This window comes from Prosthecobacter sp. Pr1 (assembly GCF_057652315.1).
In genome coordinates this window covers 1-22,810 of the sequence record NZ_JBYFBS010000033.1, presented here as the reverse complement: position 1 = coordinate 22,810, position 22,810 = coordinate 1, and the positions used below count along the sequence as shown (strand labels likewise).

Annotated in this window: 19 protein-coding genes; 13 read left to right on the top strand and 6 right to left on the bottom strand. The window is 59.3% G+C overall.

Features of this window, described 5'->3' with window-relative positions; translation table 11 throughout:
* On the top strand, nt 1-561 hold the full coding sequence (locus tag AC24GY_RS28600; RefSeq protein WP_487690081.1) for a polysaccharide biosynthesis/export family protein: 561 nt from the start codon (nt 1-3) through the stop codon (nt 559-561).
* 20 nt (nt 562-581) lie between these two features.
* Nucleotides 582-1,133, top strand: a complete 552-nt coding sequence (locus tag AC24GY_RS28595) for a polysaccharide biosynthesis/export family protein (RefSeq protein ID WP_487690079.1) — start codon at nt 582-584, stop codon at nt 1,131-1,133.
* 106 nt (nt 1,134-1,239) lie between these two features.
* Here the strand turns inward: AC24GY_RS28595 and ilvD (AC24GY_RS28590) are convergent, their stop codons facing one another.
* Nucleotides 1,240-2,958: a dihydroxy-acid dehydratase gene (ilvD, locus tag AC24GY_RS28590; protein WP_487690076.1), complete on the bottom strand. Its 1,719-nt coding sequence runs from the start codon at nt 2,956-2,958 to the stop codon at nt 1,240-1,242.
* 138 nt (nt 2,959-3,096) lie between these two features.
* Between ilvD (AC24GY_RS28590) and AC24GY_RS28585 the strand changes: the two genes are divergently transcribed.
* The 3 genes from AC24GY_RS28585 to AC24GY_RS28575 all read left to right on the top strand — a co-directional run bounded on the left by AC24GY_RS28585 (nt 3,097) and on the right by AC24GY_RS28575 (nt 6,288).
* Nucleotides 3,097-3,858 (top strand): c-type cytochrome, encoded by a 762-nt coding sequence (locus AC24GY_RS28585; RefSeq protein ID WP_487690073.1) that lies wholly within the window; start codon nt 3,097-3,099, stop codon nt 3,856-3,858.
* Nucleotides 3,859-3,931: 73 nt separating this feature from the next.
* Nucleotides 3,932-5,368, top strand: coding sequence for a UTP--glucose-1-phosphate uridylyltransferase (locus tag AC24GY_RS28580; protein ID WP_487690070.1), 1,437 nt, complete (start codon nt 3,932-3,934; stop codon nt 5,366-5,368).
* A 44-nt stretch (nt 5,369-5,412) separates the two neighbouring features.
* On the top strand, nt 5,413-6,288 hold the full coding sequence (locus tag AC24GY_RS28575) for a leucine-rich repeat domain-containing protein (RefSeq protein ID WP_487690067.1): 876 nt from the start codon (nt 5,413-5,415) through the stop codon (nt 6,286-6,288).
* Between the two features lie 10 nt (nt 6,289-6,298).
* Here AC24GY_RS28575 and AC24GY_RS28570 read toward each other — a convergent pair whose 3' ends face one another.
* Both AC24GY_RS28570 and AC24GY_RS28565 read right to left on the bottom strand, forming a co-directional pair.
* Nucleotides 6,299-6,703 carry a right-handed parallel beta-helix repeat-containing protein gene (locus tag AC24GY_RS28570; RefSeq protein ID WP_487690065.1) on the bottom strand — a complete coding sequence of 135 codons (405 nt, stop codon included), beginning with the start codon at nt 6,701-6,703 and terminating at the stop codon, nt 6,299-6,301.
* Nucleotides 6,704-7,179: 476 nt separating this feature from the next.
* Entirely contained in the window at nt 7,180-8,544 is a 1,365-nt protein-coding gene (locus AC24GY_RS28565; protein ID WP_487690063.1) for a Gfo/Idh/MocA family oxidoreductase, read from the bottom strand.
* A gap of 178 nt (nt 8,545-8,722) precedes the next feature.
* On the opposite strand from AC24GY_RS28565, the gene AC24GY_RS28560 reads away from it, so the two are divergent.
* Entirely contained in the window at nt 8,723-9,325 is a 603-nt protein-coding gene (locus AC24GY_RS28560; protein ID WP_487690060.1) for a peroxiredoxin, read from the top strand.
* A 122-nt stretch (nt 9,326-9,447) separates the two neighbouring features.
* Nucleotides 9,448-10,881: a PhoPQ-activated protein PqaA family protein gene (locus AC24GY_RS28555; protein WP_487690057.1), complete on the top strand. Its 1,434-nt coding sequence runs from the start codon at nt 9,448-9,450 to the stop codon at nt 10,879-10,881.
* Between the two features lie 6 nt (nt 10,882-10,887).
* On the opposite strand, the gene AC24GY_RS28550 is transcribed toward AC24GY_RS28555, so the two are convergent.
* A complete protein-coding gene (locus tag AC24GY_RS28550; RefSeq protein WP_487690055.1) occupies nt 10,888-11,646 on the bottom strand; it encodes a GntR family transcriptional regulator in 759 nt (252 codons plus the stop codon).
* Between the two features lie 77 nt (nt 11,647-11,723).
* Here AC24GY_RS28550 and deoC point away from each other — a divergent pair, with 77 nt between their 5' ends.
* The 6 genes from deoC (at nt 11,724) to pdxA (ending at nt 19,252) form a co-directional block, all read left to right on the top strand.
* Nucleotides 11,724-12,506 carry a deoxyribose-phosphate aldolase gene (gene deoC, locus AC24GY_RS28545; RefSeq protein WP_487690052.1) on the top strand — a complete coding sequence of 261 codons (783 nt, stop codon included), beginning with the start codon at nt 11,724-11,726 and terminating at the stop codon, nt 12,504-12,506.
* An 88-nt stretch (nt 12,507-12,594) separates the two neighbouring features.
* Nucleotides 12,595-15,552 carry a PSD1 and planctomycete cytochrome C domain-containing protein gene (locus AC24GY_RS28540; protein WP_487690050.1) on the top strand — a complete coding sequence of 986 codons (2,958 nt, stop codon included), beginning with the start codon at nt 12,595-12,597 and terminating at the stop codon, nt 15,550-15,552.
* Complete coding sequence (locus tag AC24GY_RS28535) at nt 15,549-16,961, top strand: DUF1501 domain-containing protein (RefSeq protein ID WP_422318322.1); 1,413 nt, start codon at nt 15,549-15,551, stop codon at nt 16,959-16,961. Before AC24GY_RS28540 ends, AC24GY_RS28535 begins: the two co-directional genes overlap by 4 nt.
* Nucleotides 16,958-17,401 (top strand): hypothetical protein, encoded by a 444-nt coding sequence (locus AC24GY_RS28530; RefSeq protein WP_487690048.1) that lies wholly within the window; start codon nt 16,958-16,960, stop codon nt 17,399-17,401. The genes AC24GY_RS28535 and AC24GY_RS28530 overlap by 4 nt, the downstream gene beginning before the upstream one ends.
* Nucleotides 17,398-18,240: an alpha/beta fold hydrolase gene (locus AC24GY_RS28525; RefSeq protein WP_487690045.1), complete on the top strand. Its 843-nt coding sequence runs from the start codon at nt 17,398-17,400 to the stop codon at nt 18,238-18,240. The genes AC24GY_RS28530 and AC24GY_RS28525 overlap by 4 nt, the downstream gene beginning before the upstream one ends.
* Nucleotides 18,241-18,256: 16 nt before the next feature.
* Nucleotides 18,257-19,252: a 4-hydroxythreonine-4-phosphate dehydrogenase PdxA gene (pdxA, locus tag AC24GY_RS28520; protein ID WP_487690042.1), complete on the top strand. Its 996-nt coding sequence runs from the start codon at nt 18,257-18,259 to the stop codon at nt 19,250-19,252.
* A 43-nt stretch (nt 19,253-19,295) separates the two neighbouring features.
* On the opposite strand, the gene ilvD (AC24GY_RS28515) is transcribed toward pdxA, so the two are convergent.
* Together ilvD (AC24GY_RS28515) and AC24GY_RS28510 are read right to left on the bottom strand one after the other, a co-directional pair.
* Entirely contained in the window at nt 19,296-20,972 is a 1,677-nt protein-coding gene (gene ilvD, locus AC24GY_RS28515) for a dihydroxy-acid dehydratase (RefSeq protein ID WP_422318330.1), read from the bottom strand.
* A gap of 126 nt (nt 20,973-21,098) precedes the next feature.
* Nucleotides 21,099-22,004, bottom strand: coding sequence for a hypothetical protein (locus AC24GY_RS28510; protein ID WP_487690038.1), 906 nt, complete (start codon nt 22,002-22,004; stop codon nt 21,099-21,101).
* Nucleotides 22,005-22,810 lie beyond the last annotated feature (806 nt).

The following is a 22,810-nucleotide window of genomic DNA, read 5'->3' as shown; positions in this document are numbered from 1 at the left end:
ATGAAAACACGCATTCTCTCCTGCCTCTTCGCTGTCTGCGCCCTGGTCACAGCGCAGGCCCAGAACGGTGAAATCGCCCTGCACCCGAACAACCGCGTCACGATCTCCATCGGGGGCATCCCTGACAATGAAGTGCCGCAGATCAGCAAGGTGTACACGATCAGCGACAACGGTACGATCAATCTTCTCCACATTGGAGAGGTGCGCGCCGCCGGCCTCAAGCCCTCCACTCTGCAACGCATGATCGAGCAGACCTACATTGCGCGTGAGATTTACACCCGGCCGACGGTGACGGTGACCACCAATGACAGCGCCACCACCGCCCAGATGATCTACGTCGTCGGCGGCATCAAGGGCAACGGAACGGTGCCGTACAATTCCAGCATGACCATTTTGAAAGCCATCTCCGCAGCGGGTGGCTTTTCACCCTTTGCCAAGCCCAGCAAGACGAAACTGATCCGCAACGGAGTGACCACCGAGATCAACCTCAAGGACATCAGCAACGATCCTTCCCGCGACATCAAGCTTCAGCCTGATGATCAGATCATCGTGCCGGATTGAGGCTGAAAACATCGGCCGTGATGAATGCACGATTTCTGCTATCCATCGTTGCACTGGCACTGTGCGTTGACTCGATGGCGGAGGCACAGAATGCCGGGGTGGCATTGAAAGCGGGTGAACGCATCGTGCTCTCCATTCGAGGTATTCCGGCCGAGGAAGCTTCGCAGATCAGCAAGGTGTACGACATTAGTGATGGTGGGACCATCAGCTTGATGAATGTCGGCGAGGTAAAGGCGGCGGGCTTCAAGCCTTCCGAATTGCAACGCGTCATTGAAGAGGCGTATATCAAGCATGAAGTCTACATGCGTCCGGCGGTGACCGTTTGGGATGCTTCCGCCGGGGTAATCTATGTCACGCATCCTGGCTGGAAAAATTTCCCGCTGCCTTATGATCCCAGCATAACTCTACTGAAGGCCATCGCTCTGACTGGACGCTTTTCTTTCCGAGGCAACGGACCGGTCAAGTTGATCCGCAATGGCGTCACCACTGAGTTCAACGACAAGGACCTCGGCAGAGATCCTTCCCGCAATACCAAGCTCCAGCCTGATGATCAGATCATCGTGCCGGATTGAGGAAGCGAATGTTGCTGGGTGGAGAGGGATCGATTTGATTCCTCCGGGTTCCACCAGTCCCCAAAGGGGATCAAGATGATCCCCTTCTACAACGGACGCTAATCTATTAGAGCCCCAGATCCGTCACCGCGCCCTGGCTGGCGTTGCTGGTGAGCTTGGCGTACTTGGCGAGGACGCCGTGGGTGTAGCGGGGCTTAGGCTGCGTCCATTTGGCGAGGCGTGCCTTCAGCTCCGTGGCGGGAATGCCGAGGGTGATGGCGCGTTTTTCGGCGTCGATGGTGATGGGGTCGCCATTCTTGATGACGGCGATCGGGCCGCCGACGAAAGCTTCGGGGGTGACGTGGCCGACGACGAAGCCGTGGCTGCCGCCGCTGAAGCGGCCGTCTGTGATGAAGGCGACGTCTTTGCCGAGGCCCTTGCCCATGATGGCGGAGGTCGGAGAGAGCATCTCGCGCATGCCGGGGCCGCCTTTCGGGCCTTCCATGCGGACGACGATGACGTGGCCTTTCTTGACCTTGTCATTGAGGATGGCCTGCAGAGCGGTCTCTTCGGATTCGAACACGATGGCCTTGCCTTCGAACTTGAGGCCTTCCTTGCCGGAGATTTTGCCGACGGCGCCTTCGGGGCAGAGGTTGCCTTTGAAGATGACGAGGTGGCTGTCCTTCTTGAGGGGATTGCTCAGCGGGCTGACGATCTTCTGATCCTTGGGCCAGAAGATTTTGGAGTTCTTCATGTTCTCCTTCATGGTCTTGCCGGTGACGGTGAGGCAGTCGCCGTGCATGAGGCCTTCGTTGACCAGGATGCGGATGAGCGGGACGGTGCCGCCGATCTTGACGAGGTCGTTCATGAAGTATTTGCCGCTGGGCTTGAGATCCGCGAGCACGGGGGTCTTTTTGCCGAGGCGGACGAAGTCTTCGATGCCCAGCTTCACGCCAGCGCTGTGGGCCATGGCGATGAGGTGGAGGACGGCATTGGTAGAGCCGCCGAGGGTGATGATGAGGGTGATGGCGTTTTCGAAGGCCTCCTTCGTCATGATGTCGCGGGGAGTGATGCCCTTCTTGATCATGTTCATCACGGCGGCGCCGGCGTCGAAGCAGTCGATGAGCTTTTCATTGCCGACGGCGGACTGAGCGCCGGAGTTCGGAAGGCTCATGCCGAGGGCCTCGATGGCGCTGGCCATGGTGTTGGCGGTGTACATGCCGCCGCAGCTGCCTTCACCGGGGATGGCGTGTTCTTCGATGTCCACCAGTTCCTTGTCATTGATGAGGCAGTTGGCGTGCTTGCCGACGGCTTCGAAAACGGTGACGATATCGGCGTCCTTCTTTTCAGGGCCGACACAGCCGGGGAGGATGGTGCCGCCGTAAACGAAGACGCTGGGGCGGTTCAGGCGTGCCATGGCCATGAGGCAGCCGGGCATGTTTTTGTCGCAACCGCCAATGGCGACGAAGCCGTCCATGCCTTCGCAGCCGACGACGGTTTCGATAGAGTCGGCGATGACTTCACGGGAGACGAGGGAGTATTTCATCCCTTCGGTGCCCATGGAGATGCCATCCGAGATGGTGATGGTGTTGAAGATGATGCTCTTGCCACCGGCTGCATCCACGCCTTTGGCGGACTCTCTGGCCAAGCGGTCGATGTGCATGTTGCACGGAGTGACCATGCTCCACAGGGAGGCGATGCCGATCTGGGATTTTTTGAAGTCTTCGCGCTTGAAGCCGACGGCGTGCAGCATGGCGCGGCTGGCGGCGCGGTCCACCCCATCGACAACGATGGCGCTGTGTTTGCGGTGGAGGTCGGTCTTGGCGGCGGAGGCTTTCTTGGGCATGGTCAGGGGATGGATTGGGAATGAGCAAAATGGCAGACGCCTCCCCGCACGCAAGCAGCTTTGCGGCAGTTCTGGCGCAGGCTTTGGCAATTACGGCGTGGTTTCTGGCGTTCAAAGCGCGATAAGAAAGGGGTGAACTTGTATTGCCGATGCACCTTTGTTTTTCTGGCCCTGGCTGCCGCGCTGAATGCGGCAGACCAAGCCGCGCCGCTGGACTTCAACCTCTACATGGAAGGGAAGTATGTGTATGAGCGCAACTGCATCGTGTGCCATGGGCAGAGGGGGGATGGGAACGGGGAGCTGAGCCCAACGCTGAAACCGAAACCGAGGTCGTTTCGGGAGGGGATGTTTAAATTTCGGTCCACACCTTATGGCATGCTGCCGACGGACGAGGATCTGCGCCGGACCATCACGCATGGGCTGAGCGGGACGGCCATGGGGGCGTTTACCTATCTGCCGGCGGAGGACCTGGATGCGGTGATCGTTTACCTGAAGTCGTTTTCACGCCGGTGGAAGAAGGCGGAGAACCATGCGCCTGCGATGAAGTTTCCGGCGCAGCCGGAGTGGTTCAAGGCTGGGGATGTGATCAAGACGCATGAGGAGGCGGGGAAGAAGCTCTTTGCGGCGAACTGCATGGCCTGCCATGGCGAGAAGGCGGATGGCAAGGGGCCTGCGGCCATCGCTTTGAAGGACATCTGGGGCATCCAAGCGGCTCCGGCCGACCTGCGGCAGCCGCATTTAAGATGCGGTGATACCCCGGCAGATCTGTTTCGTGTGCTGGCCACGGGATTGAACGGGACACCGATGGTGAGCTTTGAGGCGACGCTGACTGAGGCGCAGCGGTGGGACATCATTGCTTATATCTTGAGCGTGCGGCTGCCATCGGTGCCGGTGTTGTAACAACATCGAATGCGTGATGTCTTATGAATGATTGTTTGCCTCGGCTGATGGTTAACTTTAGCCTTGAGGCAGCATGAGCCAAACCTCCCGTACTCCTGAGAACATTGAAGCGTCCTTTGCCCCTTTTCGTCAGAAAATGGAGGCCGAAGGGCTGAGTGAGTCTGCCATTCGTGCGTTTCGCGGCAGCTATGCGGCGCTGCTGGCGGGGGAGACGGGGATGATTCCTGAGGACACGATTTCACTTGCGCGGGATCTGCCCTGTGCGGATGCGCTGACGGCTCCGGCGGCGGAGCGTGCGGCGGCATTGCTCAAGCAGACGGTGATCATCAAGCTGAACGGGGGGCTCGGCACGGGCATGGGGCTGGAGAAGGCGAAGTCGCTGCTGCCGGTGCGTGGGGAGGACACGTTTCTCGATTTGATCGCGCGGCAGATTTTGCTGCTGCGCTCCCAGACGGGGGGCGAGGTGCCGATGTTCATGCTGATGAACAGCTTTAGCACGTCGGCAGATACGGCCGGGCATCTGGCGAAACGCTTCCCACAACTGGGCGGGACCGAAACGTGGGAGCTGATGCAGAACAAGGTGCCGAAGGTGCTGGCGAGCTCGCTGGAGCCTGCGACCTCGCCCGGCAGTCCGGATCAGGAATGGTGCCCGCCGGGGCATGGGGACATCTATGCATGCCTTGCCGGATCGGGCTGGCTGGAGCGCCTGCTCAGCAATGGTGTGAGGTATGCTTTTGTGTCGAACTCGGACAACCTGGGGGCGACGCTGGACCCGGCGATCCTCGCTTGGTTTGTGGAGAGCGGCATGCCGTTTGCGATGGAAGTGACGCGCCGTACGGAATCGGACAAGAAGGGTGGACATCTGGCGGTGCGCTTGAGCGACGGGCGTTTCCTGCTGCGCGAGTCGGCGCAGTGTCCGAAGAAAGACGAGGGGCACTTTCAAAACATTGACCAGCATCGTTATTTCAACACGAACAACCTGTGGATTGATCTTCAGGCGCTGAAGTCTGCGCTGCAGGCGAATGACGGGCTGATCCCGCTGCCGCCGATCATGAACAAGAAGACGGTGGACCCCCGCGATGCGACTTCGCCTGCGGTGGTGCAGCTGGAGACGGCGATGGGGGCGGCTATCGAGTGCTTTGCCGGAGCGGGTGCGATTGAGGTTTCACGAGTGCGGTTTGCGCCGGTGAAGACCACGAGTGATCTGCTGGCGGTGCGCTCGGATGCGTATGAACTCACGGAGGACTTCTGCCTGCGGCTGCACCCCAGCCGCAATGGCCAGCCGCCGCACCTGCATCTGGACCAAAAGCTGTGCAAGCTGGTGGACGGATTGGAGAAAAACTTCCCGCATACGCCGAGCCTGCTGCACTGCCGCAGCCTGCTGGTGCACGGACCGGTGGAATGCGGTGAGGGCGTTGTCTTCAAAGGGGATGCTGTGATTCACAATCACACGCATGCCGCAGTGAAGCTGAAGGCGGGGGTGCATGAAGGACCGATCAGCATCGGGTGAATTGCGGGCCAGAAACTCATGATCTCTGACGTTTCGTGCTTCTCATGAAACTCTTTGTTGTATTGCTGTCTGCACTGTGTGGCTGCCTGCGGGCCGCTGATGTCGCGTCACTTCAAAAGCTGGGGGCAAAGGTCACAGAGACGGCGGGTGTCGTCACGCAGGTGCAGGCGAAGTGTGAAGCCTTCACCGAGGCGGATTTCCGCACGCTGGGGAGTTTTACGACGATCAAAAATCTCACGATCAGCGGGAAGACGATAACGGATGACACGCTGGCGCTGCTGACGGGACTGGTGGAACTGGAGCAGCTCAGCACGGATGGCATTTTGCTGACTGACGCGGGTTACAAGCACTTTGCGGCGTTTCAGAAGCTCAAGTCACTCGCGTTTTTCCATCCGGCTTTTCGGTCGAAGGATTTCACGGGCAGCGGGCTCGTGAGTCTCAAGGCATTGCCGAAGCTGGAGAGGCTGACGTTTGCGGGATCGACGGCGGGTGATGTGGCGATGGAGGCCATTGGCCAGCTTACGCAGATCAAGGAGTTCCGTACCTGGCACACGGCGCAGACGCAGGCAGGGAATGCGAATCTGGTGAAGCTGACGAATCTGACTGCGCTGCGCATGGGGCAGCGGCTGCCGGAGTGGGGCAAGGATTCGCCGGTGAGTTTTGATGAATCGACGATGGCAATGATTGCGCAGATTAAGACGCTGGAGTCGCTGGAACTCACCGAGGCGCGATTGAGTGCGAAGATTATTCCGCAGCTTCAGGCGCTGCCGAAGCTGGCGAAACTGAAGATCGAGACCGTGGACATCGCGGCCGCCGATGTGGAGGCGATCAAGGCTGCGCTGCCGAAGTGCAAAGTCGACTGGAAGCCGATGAGTGATGCTGAGAAGGAAGCGACGCTGGTGAAGAAGCTGAGGCTTTGATGGTGCTGGCTCACGGCTTGTGCCACTCGTTGTCTGATTGCTCCACCTTGGTGTCTTCGCGCCATTCAATGTCCTTCGTCTGATGATGGATGAGGCAATGGGTGACGCGGTGGGATTTCCCCTCGAAGAAGAACCCTGCGCCGAGGTTGTGATGGACTTCGCAGTGGGTGTAGGTCGTGGTGCAGTCATTCACATCGGCGACGCCACCGGCGGAGGAACCGTTCCAGGCGATCTCAGAATTCACGACGTCCATCTGCACGGTTTCATGGGCGCTGATGCCTTCGTCGCCATTGGAAAAGGCTTTCACGTTTTCCAAGCGGATGCCGAGGCGGTTGCCGTGGATGTTGAAGCCGTCGTTTGCGGCATGCAGTGCGGTGATGTTTTTCACCGTGAGGTAGGAGCAGGCGATGTTCACACAGCTCGCGAGTCCAGCGGCTGGGAGGTAGATTTTGGCTGAGCCGGGGGGGCTTGTCAGCAGGCCAGCGAAAATAGAGGGAGCCGTCGGGTTTGAATGCCATCTGGCCGGGTTGCAGCGCTTCCGGCGCCATGAAGATGACCTTGCCTTTTTCTCCGCTCTTTTGCTCGGCGGCGCGGTCACGCGTGATGCACATGGGCACTTCCTCGATGAAGAGCGCGGCGCGCTGGACATCATCCACTGCGGGATGTTTGTCGAAGGGGCCGCGTGAGGTCCACACATCACCCTGCTTTTCCCAATCGTGTGAGGTTACATCGATTCCGAGATCAATGATCATGCCCTTGCCATCAAAGACAGCGGGCTTTTCGGGAGTGCCGCCATCTTTGAGTGTGAGTGGCGTGCGGCGGATTTCCTGGGCGTGCGTTGTGAAGGCGAGCAGCAGAAAGAGGGCAAGTCGGTGCATGGGTCTTTGCTCTTTAAGCTTTCCACAGGTCTTCACCATAGCTCCAGCCTTCGCGGACGGGCTCCTTGATCCAGGCATCGAATTCAGGCGCACCTTTGACCTTCATGTTTGCAGCGTCCCATTCGATGGTTTTGCCAGAGCGGATGGCCATGACGCCAGTGTTCACAAGCTCGGTCAGCGGGCAGGCGTAGTCGAAGTGGGAACCTGCATGCGGGATGGTGCCGCGAATGGCGGCGAAGAGCTCGCCGATGGGCTCACCAGCGACGGAGCGTGGGAGCGGCTTGCGGCGCAGGATGTCGATGATGGGCGTCATGCGCTCACGGGGCCAGAGCTGCGGGCTTTGCACTCGCATGCCTTCAGAGAAGAGCGTTTCCTTGCTGCCTTTCATGATCATGCCGTTGTCCGGCAGGCCTTTCGCCATGCCTGGCAGGGCTTCAGGAAGAAGGCCGCCTTCATACCAATGAATCTGGACGGGTGGGAGTGAACCGCGCGCGGCGAAGTGGAAGATGATGTGTGACTTCGGCGCCGTGTAGCCTTTGAATTCGCCGGCCTGCTGCTCGACGACTTCGACTTTTTCGGGCATGCCGAGCTGCAGTGTCCAGAAGGGTGCATCGAGGCAATGGCAGCCGATATCGCCGAGGCCGCCGCAGCCGTAGTTCCACCAGCCGCGCCAGAATTGAGGCAGGTATTGCGAGTTGTATTCAGCATCGGCCACCGGTCCCTGCCACAGCTTCCAGTCCACCTCTTTCGGCACGGGTTCGCCAGCGGGGATCTGCGTTGGGAACTTCGGCAAAAAGCCGACCTTGCTCACAGGGCGCTCGGTCCAGCAGTGGACTTCGCGCACCTCACCGAGCACGCCTGCTTCGAACCATTCCTTCACCAGGCGGATGCCTTCCCAGCAGTGGCCTTGATTCCCCATGACGGTCTGCACGCCGTATTTTTTCGCGGCCTTTTGCAGGGTGCGCACCTGCCAGATGTTGTGCGCCAGCGGCTTCTGCACAAAGACGTGCTTCTTGGCCTCCATGGCGGCCATCGCGGCGGCGAAATGGGTGTGGTCCGGGGTGGAGATGAGGACGGCATCGATCTCGCCGCCTTTTTTGTCCAGCATCTCGCGGAAGTCCGTGAACTTGGGGACGTTTGGGTACTTCTTGGCTTGTTCAAAGGCGCTGCGGCCGCCGAGATCGCGCCAGTCCACATCGCAGAAGGCCACGATCTCTTCGTCGCGTGAGGCCTGAACGGCACCGCCACCCATCTGGCCGACGCCGACGCAGGCGACACGGATTTTCTGCTTCGAGTCAGCGGCACGCAGAATGTTGGGACCGGCGAGTGCGCTGAGGGCGGCGGTCTTGAGGAAATGGCGGCGGGGAGAAGTAGGCATCTTTTCTTAACGGTAAAACTCCACTCAGATTGCATGGAACTGCAACGGTCATTGTTCACCGGTGAGGCTTCTATCGCCTTCTTCCGCCTTAGCGTTTGACCGGCGAACGATTGCGCGTCAACAGTCGGGCTCCCGGGCATTTTTTTGAAGCGCCTTTACCCCTAAAACTCGCATACTCATGGAAACAACTCTCGTCTCTGTCGGATCCAACGTTCCCGATTTCGAAATGGAAACCTACGAGCCTTCTCTTGGTGACTTTGGCAAGGTCTCGCTCGCTGACATCAAGAAAGCTGGCAAATGGACTGTCCTGGTGTTCTACCCGGCTGACTTCACCTTCGTCTGCCCCACCGAACTGGCGGATCTCGCGGATCAGCAGGACAAACTCGCCGCGCTTGGCGCGCATGTGGTCGCGGTGTCTACGGACACGAAGTTTGCCCACATGGTCTGGCGCAATACCGAAGGCCTGATGAAGAACGTGAAGTACACGCTGGCCGCTGACACCACCGGTGCCGTGAGCCGTCTCTTCGGCGTGTATGACAGCGGCACCGGTCTGGCGCTGCGCGGCACCTTCATCATCAATCCTGAGGGCAAGCTGGTGACCTCCGAGGTGAACTTCTACAACGTGGGCCGTGATGCAGGCGAACTCGTCCGCAAAATGGAGGCCAATGTGCATCTGATGGCGAACCCGAGCGAAGCCTGCCCTGCCAAGTGGACTCCGGGTTCCAAGACGCTCACGCCTGGCAAAGATCTCGTGGGCAACGTCGCTGCGGCGATGGCCTGATTGATCAAGCCAAATGCTTCACACAGCCTTGCGGATTTCGTCCGCAAGGCTGTTTTTATTTTCAGGGCTCCTTTGCACATCAAGTATGGCAGAAGTGCGCGCCGAGATGCGTTGAGTGAGGCATGAAATTCGCCGCGCTGCTTTCCGCCTTTTTGTTTTCCGTTGTTTCTGTCCGTGCTGACATCACGATCGGGAAGTTTGACATGGCATCCATCCGCGACACCAAGACGCTGGAAACCAAGGTCATAGAAGACTGGCATGCGAATCCCAAAGACGCCGCGATTCGCCAGAAGATTGTCGAGATCACCGTGTGCGAATGGTGGCCCGGGATGAAGGTACGGCTGCCAGTGACTTTCCTCGCGCCCGCGACGGGTGTTTGTACCAACGTGCTGATCGAGAACACGGGGCTGCAGCTGAAGCCTGCGGCTGCTTCTGGTGCGAAGCTGCGCCTGCTGAAAGAGCAGGGCGTGGGACTGGTTTTCATCGGCATGGTGCCGATCGATGCGATGGAGCCGGTGGGAAAGCTTCACCTGATGATGGAGGAGCATTTCATCCAGACGAAGGACACGCGCTACACACCGGCGTGGATCTGGGGCATCAGCGACATGCGCGCGCTCACGGCCGCCATCGCGGAAAAGGAAGTGTTTCAGCCGAAGAAGGTGCTGGCCACCGGGGGCTCGAAGCGTGGGGTGGCCACCGCAGCGGCGGGGATCGCGGATGATCGTGTCACGGCCATCATGCCTGTCGTGGCACCAGTGATCGAAAGCCCGGGCGGACCTTATGTTGAAGGAATGCTCTCTCCGGAGATCACGAAGATGAACGAGGACTTCATCGCTGCGATGACTGACCCCGTGGGCCGTGAAAAGTTGCTGGTGCGGCAGAAGGCGCGTTCGGACGAACGCATCACGGTGAAAATGGCGCGTGATGCTGGGTGGAGTGATGCCGAGATGAAAACGGCATGCAATGCCGCGTGGGAGGCCTGCCGCACGACGAACTACCTCGATGTGCTGAAACAGCGTGGCACCGAAATTTTCTACAACCAGGGCTCCAATGACAATGTAAGTCCCGGTCTTGTCGAGATGGGCCGCCTCTTCCCGCAAGTGCCTGTGTACATTGTTCCTGGCGGACAGCATGGCGGAGCTAAAGAGGCGGGTTTTGTGAAGTCCGTCGGTGGTCTGCCGGAAGTGGATGAAAATCTCCGTGCCTTTGCGCTTCATCACTTCTTTGGGACACGTCACATGGTGGCGCCGCCGCAGGTCACCACGAAGTGGGACAAGGCCGCGAAGCGTCTTAAGGTGAAGGTTGTTTTTCCCGATCATAGCGAGCCGCAGGAAAACACCGTCTGGTGGTCTGTGAACCGCCATCCTGATTACTCCATCGCCATGGAGTTCGATGCGTGGTCTTCAGCGCCGCTGGAAAAAACCGGTGCAGATACTTACAGCGGGGAAGTCTCCATCGAAGGTGACGTGAAGACACTGGATGTCATCACCGTGCACACGCAGGAGGAAAACGGTTCCACGCTGACGGTGTCGAGTCCTGAATTCCGGCTTGAGTAAGGGGCATCAGCGCATGCGGCCCTGCGCGGGTTTGGGGCCTGAAACGCCGCCGAGTTGATTGCGGAATTCGTACGCATCGCTGCGGTAAAGTGTCTCTTCATACCAGAGGGGGGCGCCGCCTTCGAGAAAGCCGGTGGCGACGACCAGGAGGCAGGCGGTGTTTGGCGGAATGCCGAGCGCTGCGGCCTGGGCGGATGAGGCGTTCACGGCGCGGATGGATTCGTCTGCACCGGAGATGGTCAGCCGGCACTTGGTCGTCCAGTAGCCGTAGAGCGAGCCTTTGGCATCGGTCTTGGTCATGCCGGTGCAAAAGCGTGCCATGACGTGCCTGCGCTCATAGATGACGGGTTGTCCGTCGGCGAGGCGAAGACGCTCAAGATAGAGCAGTGGTTCATCGGGTGAAGCATGCAGGGCTTGCGCCACGGCTGCGGGCGCATCGGCGGCAGAGAGTTTTTGCAGGGCGATGAGCTGGGTGCCGGGCTTTTTCCCGGCGGCTTTGGCTTTTTCAGTGAAGCTGACGAGATGCTGCAGATCGTAGTCCAGCACGCTTCCGCGCACGAAGGTTCCTGCCCCCTGGCGGAACTCAAGGAGGCCGGTCGAGACGAGACTGCTGAGCGCTTTGTTGGCCGTGGGGCGGCTGGTGTCGAAGCGCTCGGCGATCTCGCGCTCGGTTAGAAACTTCGAGCCGGGCACGAACTGTCGGCTGCGGAGGAGCTTCCGCAGTTTTTCGATCAGTTGTTTGTGGAAAGAGGCTGTTTTGACCACGGGTTGATTTTGCGGAAAAATCGGGCTTTGACAAGTGGCTAAGCCAATTTAAAAATTGGCTTAGCCAAGCGCACTTTATGAAATACAGCTATTCTGACCTTGCCAAGATGATCGACCACAGCCTGCTGCATCCCACGATGACGGATGCGGATCTCGAAGCCGGGTGCAAGCTGGCGGCGCAGTACCAGGTGGCGTCGGTGTGCATCAAGCCCTATGCGGTGAAGCAAGCCGTGGAATGGCTGCGGGGATCCGGCGTGCTGGTGGGTTGTGTGATTGGTTTTCCCCATGGGAACAGCGCCACGGAATCGAAGCGCTATGAGACGGAACTGGCCTGCAAAGACGGAGCGAACGAGATCGACATGGTGGTCAATGTTGGCAAGGCGCTGGGCGGTGACTGGGGCTACGTCGAGGCGGATGTGAAAGCCGTGTGCGATGAAGCGCACAAGCATGGAGCGAAGGTGAAGGTCATTTTTGAAAACGATTATCTGACCAATGGCGGCGCGGGTCTGAGCAGCGACGACTTCAAGCGCAAGCTCTGCGAGATCTGCGAACGTGCTGGAGCGGACTGGGTGAAGACGAGCACGGGCTACGGCTTCGTGAAGCAGGCCGACGGCAGCTACAATTATAAAGGGGCCACGGAGCATGATCTGGCGCTCATGCGCGCCAGTTGCAGTCCGAAGGTGCAGGTAAAGGCGGCGGGTGGGGTGCGTGATCTGGACGGCCTGATCAAAGTGCGCGATCTTGGCGGGTCACGCTGCGGAGCTACGGCGACGGCGGCCATGATGGATGAGCACCGCAAACGGGAAACGGCAGGCACGTTCGACAGTGCGGGCGGCAAGATTGGGGCAGGCGGGTATTGACCTGGCTTGCTTTTCTCTTGGCTGATCCTGCTTGGGGCGTGTCTTGTGGTCAGAAATCGCCTTCTCATGGCGTTCTCAACCCAACGCAATGACACGCCACGCCCTCCTTTTCTGCCTTGCCCTGCCAGCCGCTGGATTCGCCGTCGATTTCAATCGTGATGTGCGTCCAGTGCTGGCGCAGCATTGTTTCAAATGCCACGGCATGGATGACCAGGGACGCAAAGGCAAGCTGCGGCTGGATTTGCGGGATTCGGCCATTGGCAAAGGCAAGTCGGGTGAGCTGGCCGTCGTGCCGGGGAAGCCGGACTCGAGTGAAGTGATCAAGCGCGTCTTCTCGACGGATGAGGATGAAGTCATGCCGCCCCCGCACACGAAGACGGTGTTGCCGGAGAGCGCCAAGAACATCTTGAGGCAGTGGATCACGGAGGGAGCGCCGTATGAGGCGCATTGGGCGTATGTGCCGCCGAAGCAGGCAGCGCTGCCTCTGGCTGGCGTCCATCCGATTGATGCCTTCATTCAAGACCGGCTGAAGAAGGAGGGGTTGAAGCCTTCACCGGAGGCGGACAGCTACACGCTCGTGCGCCGCGTTTATCTGGATCTCACCGGCCTGCCGCCGACACCTGCGGAGGCGGACGCGTTTGTGAATGACAAGACGCCTGATGCTTATGACAAGCTGGTGGACCACCTGCTGGCCTCCAAGCAGTATGGCGAGCGCTGGGCACGGCGCTGGCTGGACCTTGCGCGATATGCAGACACGAACGGCTTTGAGAAAGACCGCCCGCGCCAGATCTGGCCGTATCGCGACTGGGTGGTGAAGGCGCTGAATGCTGACATGCCGTTTGATCAGTTCAGCATCAAACAACTTGCCGGTGACATGCTGCCGAACGCGACGCCGGACGACCTCATTGCCACGGGGTTTCACCGCAATACGATGCTGAATGAGGAGGGTGGCATTGATCCGAATGAGTACCGTTTTTATGCGATGGTGGACCGCGTAAGCGTCACCGGCACGGCATGGATGGGCCTGACGATGAACTGCTGCCAGTGCCACACGCACAAGTACGATCCGATCCTGCACACGGACTTTTACCGCACGCTGGCGCTGCTGAACAATGCCAGCGAGCCAACCTATTTTATTCCGACGCCGGAAGTGGAAGCCCAGAAAAAAGCGCAGGCTGCGAAGATCGCCAAACTTGAGGCTGATCTGCCTGCGAAGTTTCCCGGCGGCAAAGCGGCCATGGAAAGTCGTTTCGCAGGGTGGATTGAGGGTGAATCGCACAGGGCATCCAAGTGGGAAGTGATTCGCCCAACGAAAATGGCCACGACGATGCCGCATCTGGAGCAGCAGGCGGATGGCTTCATCCTCGGCAGCGGTGATATCTCGAAGAGTGATGTCTATGATCTGAGCTTCAAGGCACCGATCAAGGGAGTGCGTGCGCTGCGCATTGAGGTGACTTCACACTCCAGCCTCCCAAATGACGGCCCCGGACTCACCAACTACGAAGGGCCGCTCGGTGGTTTCTTCATGAGTGAATTTCAGGCTTTGCAAAACGGTCAGCGCGTCAAGATTGCGCGGGCTGAGGACACCAATGAGGACGAGGACGACCGCATCAATGATGCCGCCGCCAGCAATCCCAAAGCCAAGGCGAAAGCCGCCGCGAAAAAGAAAAATAACGCCGGAGCCACGCTGGATGGTGAGATGTCCAGCGGCTGGCAGGTGCTGGGTGGTTACGGCGTGCAGCATGCGGCGGTGTTTCATTTTGAGCAGCCGGTGGATCTCACGAACGGCTTGGATTTGAAGATGCTGTTTGAAAAGCATTTTGCCTGTCCGCTTGGCCACTTCCGCATTTCCGTGACGACCAGTGATCATGCTGAAGCAACAGGGCTGCCGGCGGAAGTCGAGGACGCACTGGCCACCGGAGACAAATCAAAACATGATATTCTGCTGCGGAGCTTTCTTGAGACAGCGGATGAAATGAAGCAGGCCGCTGCACCTTTGCTCGCCGCTCGGAAGAGTCCACCGCGTGGCCAGCCCACGCTGGTGATGGATGAACGTCCCGCGAGCAATCCGCGCATCACGCACCGCTACCATCGTGGTGAGTACCTGCAGCCGAAGGAAGAGGTGTCGCCCGGTGTTCCAGCGTTCCTTCCTGCGCTGCCCAAGGATGCTCCTGCGAACCGGCTCTCGTTTGCGAAGTGGCTGTTTGCCCCCGAAAATCCGCTCACGGCGCGCGTGACGGTGAACCGCCAGTGGCAGGCGTTCTTTGGCCGTGGCATCGTGAAGTCGCTGGAAGACTTCGGTTATCAGAGTGATCCGCCTTCGCACCCGGAGCTGCTCGACTGGCTTGCTGTGGAATTGGTGAAGCAGGGCTGGTCGATGAAGAAGCTGCATCGGCTCATTGTGACGAGTGCGACCTACAAGCAGAGCAGCCGCATCACCCCTGAGCATGCGCAAAAAGATCCGGAGAACATCATGGTGGCGCGCGGTGCGAGGTTCCGGCTGGATGCGGAGGTGATTCGTGATTCAGCGTTGAAGGCTGCGGGCGTTTTATCGCCGAAGATGGGCGGTCCGGGTGTCTATCCGCCGCAGCCTGCGAGTGTCACTTCCGAAGGCACCTACGGCAAAGTGGAGTGGAAGACCAGCGAGGGAGAGGACCACTACCGCCGCAGCCTCTACACTTTCACCAAGCGAACCGCACCGTTTGCGATGGCCACCACCTTTGATGCTCCCACCGGTGAATCTTGTCTGGCCAAACGCGAAGTTTCGAACAGTCCGCTGCAGGCCCTCACGCTGCTCAACGACCAGATGTTTGTTGAGGCAGCGCAGGCGATGGCCAAGCAGGTGATGGCGGAATCGCAGAGCGATGAGGAGCGTCTGCAAAACATCTTCCGCCGAGTCGCCACACGGCCTGCTGCGCCGGATGAACTGGCGCTGCTCAAAGCCTTCCTGCAAAAGCAGCGCGAACGGAAAATCGAAGGCGAGGCCCTGTGGGCCGATGTGAGTCGCGCCGCACTGAATCTTGACGAAGCCATCACGCATCCATGAACACTTCCAACATCACCCGCCGTCACTTCTTCCAAGACTGTGCTGTCGGCACCGGCAAAATCGCGCTGGCATCGCTGCTGGCGGAATCGGCTTATGGCGCGGCGCAGAGTCCGAATGTCACCGCACCAACTCATTTCCCGCCGAAGGCCAAGGCGGTGATTCACATGTTCATGGCGGGTGCGCCGTCGCAGTTGGAGCTGTTCGACAACAAACCCATGCTGACGAAGTACGAAGGCAAACCGCTGCCGCCTTCGATCATTGGCGGGCAGCGCTATGCCTTCATCAGGCCGGACGCGGCGGTGCTGGGGCCACGCTACAAGTTTGCGAAGCACGGTCAGTGCGGTGCGGAGCTTTCTGAAATGCTGCCACACCTGGCTTCGGTGGTGGACGACATCGCCATCGTGAAGTCCTGCCGCACCACGCAGTTCAACCATGCGCCGGCGCAGATTTATATGAACACGGGCTTCTCACAGCCGGGGCGGCCCAGCATGGGATCTTGGATCACGTATGGCCTGGGGGCCGAGACGCGGGATCTGCCGTCGTTTGTGGTGATGAGCACGGGCAGCGGCATCAGTGGTGGTGCCGCCTGCTGGAGCAGCGGCTTTCTGCCCAGCGTGTATTCCGGCACGCGCTTCCGCAATACGGGCGATCCCATCTTGAACGTGAGCACGCCGCAGGGCATCGAGGCTGGCACGCAGCGTGACACGATTGAACTCATCAACGCGATGAATCAACGCCGCCTCAAGCTGGATGGCGACAGCGAGACGGGCACGCGCATCGCGAACTACGAGATGGCCTACCGCCTGCAAAGTTCCGCGCCGGAGCTGATGGACCTCACCAAGGAGGACGAGGCCACGCTTAAAATGTACGGCTGTGATCCGAAGGTGCCGTCCTTCGCCCGTGCCTGCCTGCTGGCACGGCGGATGGTCGAGCGCGGTGTGCGTTTCATCAACATCTACAATGAAGGCTGGGACGCGCACAGCGATGTGGCGGGAAATGTGAAGAAGAACTGCGGCATCACGGATCAGGCCAGTGCCGCGCTGATCAAGGACCTCAAACAGCGCGGGCTGCTCGACAGCACGCTGGTCGTTTGGGGTGGTGAGTTTGGACGCACGCCAATGGTGGAGGCAAGTGTTTCGTTGGGACGCAGCCTGGGGCGTGATCATCATCCGCAGGCATTCACCATGTGGATGGCCGGTGGGGGGATCAAAGGCGGCGTCACCCTTGGCGCGACGGATGAGATGGGCTTCAACATCATCGAGGACGAAACCCACGTGGCCGACTTGCAGGCGACGATTCTTCACTGCCTGGGCATTGACCATGAACGCCTCACCTTCAGCAAAGCCGGGCTCGACTTCAAGCTGACGGGTGTGGAGCCGTGTCATGTGATCAAACAGATTTTGGCATGATCCCCGCCACCATCGTTCAAGGCCATCGAGTGGCCTCAGGCTTGAATGGCAATCCGCGTTTTCCCGGCGGCACGTTGCGAATGCAGCTGCCGTTCTTTGCAGAGTTGGGGCTGGATCTGAGCTCGTTTTATCCCGGCACGCTGAATGTGAGCATCGCGCCGCTGAGTTATCGTGTGGTGCAGCCCCGGCATACGTTTCGTGCGCTGAAGTGGCATCCCGAAGATCCGGCCGAGGATTTTTCGTTCTTTGATGTCACGGCGCATCGCGATGGGGCTGAGCCCGTTGAAGGATGGATCTACTTCCCGCATCCCGACACGAAGCCCGTGCATTTTCAAAAGCCGGACGTACTTGAACTGCTGTTGCCGTGGACGGAAGGACTTGGTTATGGCACAAAAATCACGCTGGAAGTCCCGGCTGAGCAGATGATGATCGAAGCATGATGAAGTTCATTTGCTGCCTTGTTTTACTTTCCTCTGCGGCACTGGCGGACACGCAGACGGACATTGAATATGCCAAGGTGGGGGAGACTTCGCTGAAGCTGGATCTGCATCGTCCGCAGGGGGAGAATCCGCCGCTGATCGTTTATGTGCATGGTGGTGGGTGGCGGGCGGGTTCCAAAGAGGACGTGCCGATCGCCGACTTGTACGACAAGGGTTTTGCCATCGCGAGCGTGGATTACCGGCTGTCCACGCAGGCGCTGTTTCCAGCGCAGGTGCATGACATCAAGGCGGCGATTCGTTTTCTGCGGACCAAGGCGGGGTTGTATCATATCAATGCCAGCAAGATCGCCATCATCGGCTCCTCGGCGGGCGGGCATCTGGCGGCGCTGGTCGGCGTGAGCAATGGGAACCCAGAGCTCGAAGGCAAAGTCGGTGAGCATCTGGATCAAAGCAGCGATGTGCAGGTCATCGTGAGTTTTTTCGGCGCGTCGAATCTGGAGACCATTCTTTCCCAGAGCACTCCGAAGGGCCGTGATTTCCGCATTCCTGCGCTGAAGCTGCTGCTGGGGGATACACCTGACAAAAAGCCCGAACTGGCAAAGCTGGCGAGTCCGGTGACGCATCTGGACAAGAATGATCCGCCGCTGCTGCTGATTCATGGTGATGCGGATCCGCAGATGCCGCCGCAGCAGTCGCAGGAACTGGCCAAAGCCTATGAGTCCTTGGGGCTGCCGGTGACTTTGATCCTGCTGCCGGGCAGCCTGCATGGTGGCGCAGAGTTTTATGATGAGGAACGCACGGCCATCGTTGCCAAGTTTCTCGACAAGGTGCTGCGTTGAGTCAGAGTGACGGTTCATGCCGAAACCACTCATTGCCATCACCATGGGCGACCCTGCGGGGGTTGGTCCCGAAATTTGTCTGCAACTGCTCGCGAACACGGAGGTGTGTGAGCTGGCTACGCCGGTGGTTTTTGGGGATGCACGGCTGTTAGCTCGCTGTGCGCGGCAGACCGGACTCCCAGCACCGAAGCGTATCATTAGCGAGATCGGATGGGCGGAGAAGTGCGGGAGCATCGACGAGCCGGCTGTGCTGGATCTTTTTGGTTTTGATGCGGAGGATTTCACTCCGGGCACGGTGAGTGCCAAGACGGGTGCGGCGGGTTACCGCTACGTGGAGAAGAGCATCGAGGCCGCTCTGGCAAAACAAGTCGCTGCGGTGGCCACGGCACCGCTCAACAAAGAGGCGCTGCATGCCGCTGGCATCAAGTATCCGGGGCACACGGAGATGTTCGCGGAGAAGATGCAGGCAGAGCGCTCCTGCATGACCTTTTTCTCCGAGGAAATGATCTGCAGTCTGGTGACGGTGCACATTGGTTACCAGGACGTGGTGCCTGCGCTGACGACCCAGCGCATTCTGGATGTCATTGAGCTTACTGCCGAGGCAGTGCAGCGTGTGCGCGGAAAGAAGCCGCGCATCGCGGTTTGCGGGCTAAATCCTCACGCGGGCGAGCATGGACTGTTTGGCCGTGGTGAAGAGGAATTGATCATCGTGCCTGCCATTGAAGCGGCCCGCGCGAAAGGCCACACGATCGAAGGACCGCTGCCACCAGACACCGCATTCATTGCGCCGAAGCGCCGGGCGGTGGATGCCTACATCTGCCTGTATCACGATCAGGCGCTCATTCCCCTGAAGGCGCTGGCGTTTGACACGGCAGTGAACACGACGCTTGGGCTGCCGGTGCCGCGCACGAGCGTGGATCATGGCACGGCGTGCGACATCGCCTGGCAGGGCAAAGCCAACGGGCGCAGCCTGGTGGAGGCTGTGCTGCTGGCGGCGAAAATGGCCAAGTAGCCCTGTTCCAGCGGAACAGGGGCCTTGTTGCACTGCAACAAGGCTACTTTCGGTCAGCCACCCAGCGGGGCACGCAGCCTTGGTGGGCCTGGGTCACCGTGGCGGCGAAATCCGCGAGATAGCCGAAGGGATGGCTGACGGGGAAAGCTACACGGGGACGAGCATCCAGGTCGGCATTGACGTGAATGGTGCCTGCGAGCAGGTCGAATTCGATTTCATCGCCATCTTCCACCACGGAAATCGGACCGCCCACGGCTGCTTCCGGGCTGCAATGCACGCCCACGGCCCCCCCGGAGACGCCGGAGACACGGGTGTCTGAAAGCAGTGCGACTTTGCCATAGAGCTCTGGCACTGCGAGGGCGGCGCTGGCCACGTGCATTTCCGGCATGCCGAGGGCCACGGGTCCACAGCCACGAATGACGACGATGTGGCCGGGCTGGATACGGCCGGCGGCTGCGGCATCGGAGACGCCTTTGGAATCCGTGAAGCAGATGGCTTTGCCACGGAAGCGGGGCTCGTCCAGCGAGGAAACTTTGAAGACGATGCCGTCCGGGGCGAGGTTGCCAAAGCAGATTTGGATGTCGGCGAATTCTTTGAACGGCGCGTCGATGGGCGCGATGAGTTCGTTAGGGAAGGGAACTTCGGCGGCATTGGCTAGATTCTCCGCCAGCGTCTGACCGGTGACGGTGATGCAGGAGCCATCCAGCAGCCCAGTTTTCATGAGGTGCTTGAGCAGCATGGTGGTGCCGCCAAGGCGATGAAGATCCACCATGGTGCCCCGGCCGCGAGGCGCGAAATTGCACAGGACGGGCGTGCGGCGGCCAATGGCCTGCACGTCACGCAGAGTGAAATCAACGCCTGCTTCACGTGCCACGGCGAGGATGTGCAGCACGCCATTGGTGGAGCCGCCGATGGCGCAGATGGCCGTCATGGCGTTGGTGATGGAGGCCTTGGTGATGATGTCGCGCGGGCGCAGATTCAACTCCAGCAGGCGGCGCACGGCTTTGCCGACGCGCAGGCATTCCTCACGTTTGCCGGCTTCGATGGCAGGCATGGAGGAGGTATCCGGCAGGCTGAGGCCCATGGCTTCGAGGGCGATGCCCCAGGTGTTGAAGGAGGCGGCGATGCCGCAGCCACCGGCACCAGGACAGGCGGTACGGATGATCTGCTCGGACTCCTCGTAGCTCATCGTCCCCTGCTTTTCCTTCGCAGCGGCATCATAGACATCGAGGATGGAGGTGGAGTGACCTTTGTGGCAGCCGGGCATGATGCTGCCGCCATTGACAATGAGGCCGGGGTAGTTGGTACGTGCCAGAGCCATGGCAAAGGCCGGGCCGTTTTTGTCGCAGTGATGCAGGCCGATCAGCGCATCGTAGCAGTGCGAGGTGCAGATCATCTCGGCGCCGTTGGCCATGAGATTGCGTGAGCAGAGGGAGGCTGCACCACCCACATTTCCCTGCGTGATGTTGTCACTTACCGGCGAGACGCCGAAGGGGAAGCCGATGAGGCCTGCTTCTTTGCAGCCCTGGGCGATGAGCTGGGCCAGCTCGTGCGCGTGGACGTTGCAGATGTTGCCATCGAGCAGCGGTGTGCCGATGCCGATCTGGGCCTTGTCGAAATCTGCAGGCTTAAAACCCAGGCCCCAGAAGAAGGCGTTGACGCCGCGCTGCCAGCCATGGGTGAGGTTGTTCGAGTTCCAGTTGAGCGGATGTTCAGTCATGCAGCACGGATGCTAGGCAGGAAGACGTTCCGCGCCAAAAAAAAAGCTCCCGGTCAGTGAACGAACTGACCGGGAGCCCCAACCTAATATCAGACAAGTGTGTTCAGGGCTTCGAGCCCCGACGAATTAGAACGCGAAGCTCAGCTTGGTGCCCCAGTACAATTCGTTCTGGGTGGTGTTGAGCTGCGTGCGAAGCTTTTCGCCATGGTTCAATGCCACGTAGCTCGTCCAGGTCACCGACTTGGTCAGCTTGACTGGGACGGCGAGGGTGTAGAGAACGTGGGTGAAGCCAGAAGTCGGACCAGAGTTCATGCTCTGACCTTTGTTGCCAGTAAAGGTGCTGCCAGGAACCGAACCTGAACCATTGCCGGTGTAGTAGTCGATGCCGAAACCGGTGTTGACGGAAGGCACAATGCTCAGCCAATCAGTGACTGCGAAGGTGTAGTCCGCACCGAGGGAGATGTAGGAACCATTGATTCGGAGGTCATAGTAGTAGCCTGCATAGATGTTGAAGCCCTTGATTGGCACTGCAACCGTCCAGCCCAGTTCACCCGCACCTTTGAGTGCGAATTCTGGGTCGGCACCTGCAATAGGGACGCCACCAAAGCTGCCACCGTAGTTATCTGGATAGAAGTAGTACTGATACTGCATTCCGAACTTCGCCCATCCTGCGTCGAAGCTCAGATTGGTGATCGCATCGACTTCCGAATAGGCGAAGCCACTTTTGGAACCCAGAAAAGGAGTGCCAGCGGTGTTGATGTAGGCGCCACCGATGCCCCAGGTCAGCTTGTCAGTGATCGGCACGCTGATGTTCAGCGCCGTCCACATGATGTTATCAGCGAACCAAAGACCGCGGAAGTAGTAGCGGCTGTCGTAGCCGGCGTCGAAGGTGGCTCCGATCGATTCGAACAGAGCTCCTGATTTTTCTTCCACAGGGACGGGGTTTTTAACGGGGGCGGATGTGCCGGCAGATGCGTTCAGCGCTGCACAGGCAGCAAGAACGGTCACCGACTTGGCAATGAATGATGTCATGCTTTTGGGCTTCATGTGTTGGTCGAGTTTAGTTATTGTTGGTGTTGAGGCGCTGACCGGCCGGGAAGGCAAGCAGCGGTAACATGAGAGAGCAGGTGCCGTGCCATGTTATCGCGGTGATCACTTTTTGTTTATTTTCATGAATAAACCATCGTCGCTATAACGACTCTTAAGGAAGTATCAGCTAAAGGCCTATTCATGGGAGCCGAGTGCGTCGGCTGAAAACCAAATATTCTGCATGCTTGGCACCGTGAGGCCTGCTTGAAAAAGGTGCGCAGAGAGGTCGTGAAGACGGAGCGGGACAATAGCAATCCAAAATTTTCTACTGATATGTGCAAGCGGTACGGTTGGATTCTTGCTGGATCTCCAAAAAAAATCGTGCCTTGCTGGGCTGTAAGAAGAAGAGCAGTGAAGCGAGGCCCCTTCGCTCGCTGAAGTTGCGCGTCATGAACATCAGGACATTGCGTGCTCAAAGAGGCGGCGGCATGAAGGTCTGAGCTGTCGGAGCCCCTAGAGGCTGACCATCTATCCATGGTGCCATTGTTCGGAGCAATTTTTTTTCCTGCCTGAAATGAGCCTGAGGAGACGCCAGATGGCGTGAGGCTGGAAGTTGCATGCGGCTATCATGCCCTCAGGTGAAAGGGGGCTGTGCTCAAGGCAGGAATGGACTTGAAGGATTCTTAACTCCGCCAAGCCCGGATTTGCATATGAGGCTGCTCAGTAGAATTCACTCAACACAAAAAAACCTCCCGGCTTGCGCCGGGAGGTTAACCTTGAAGGGTTGAATCGTTCAGAGAACGACAGGT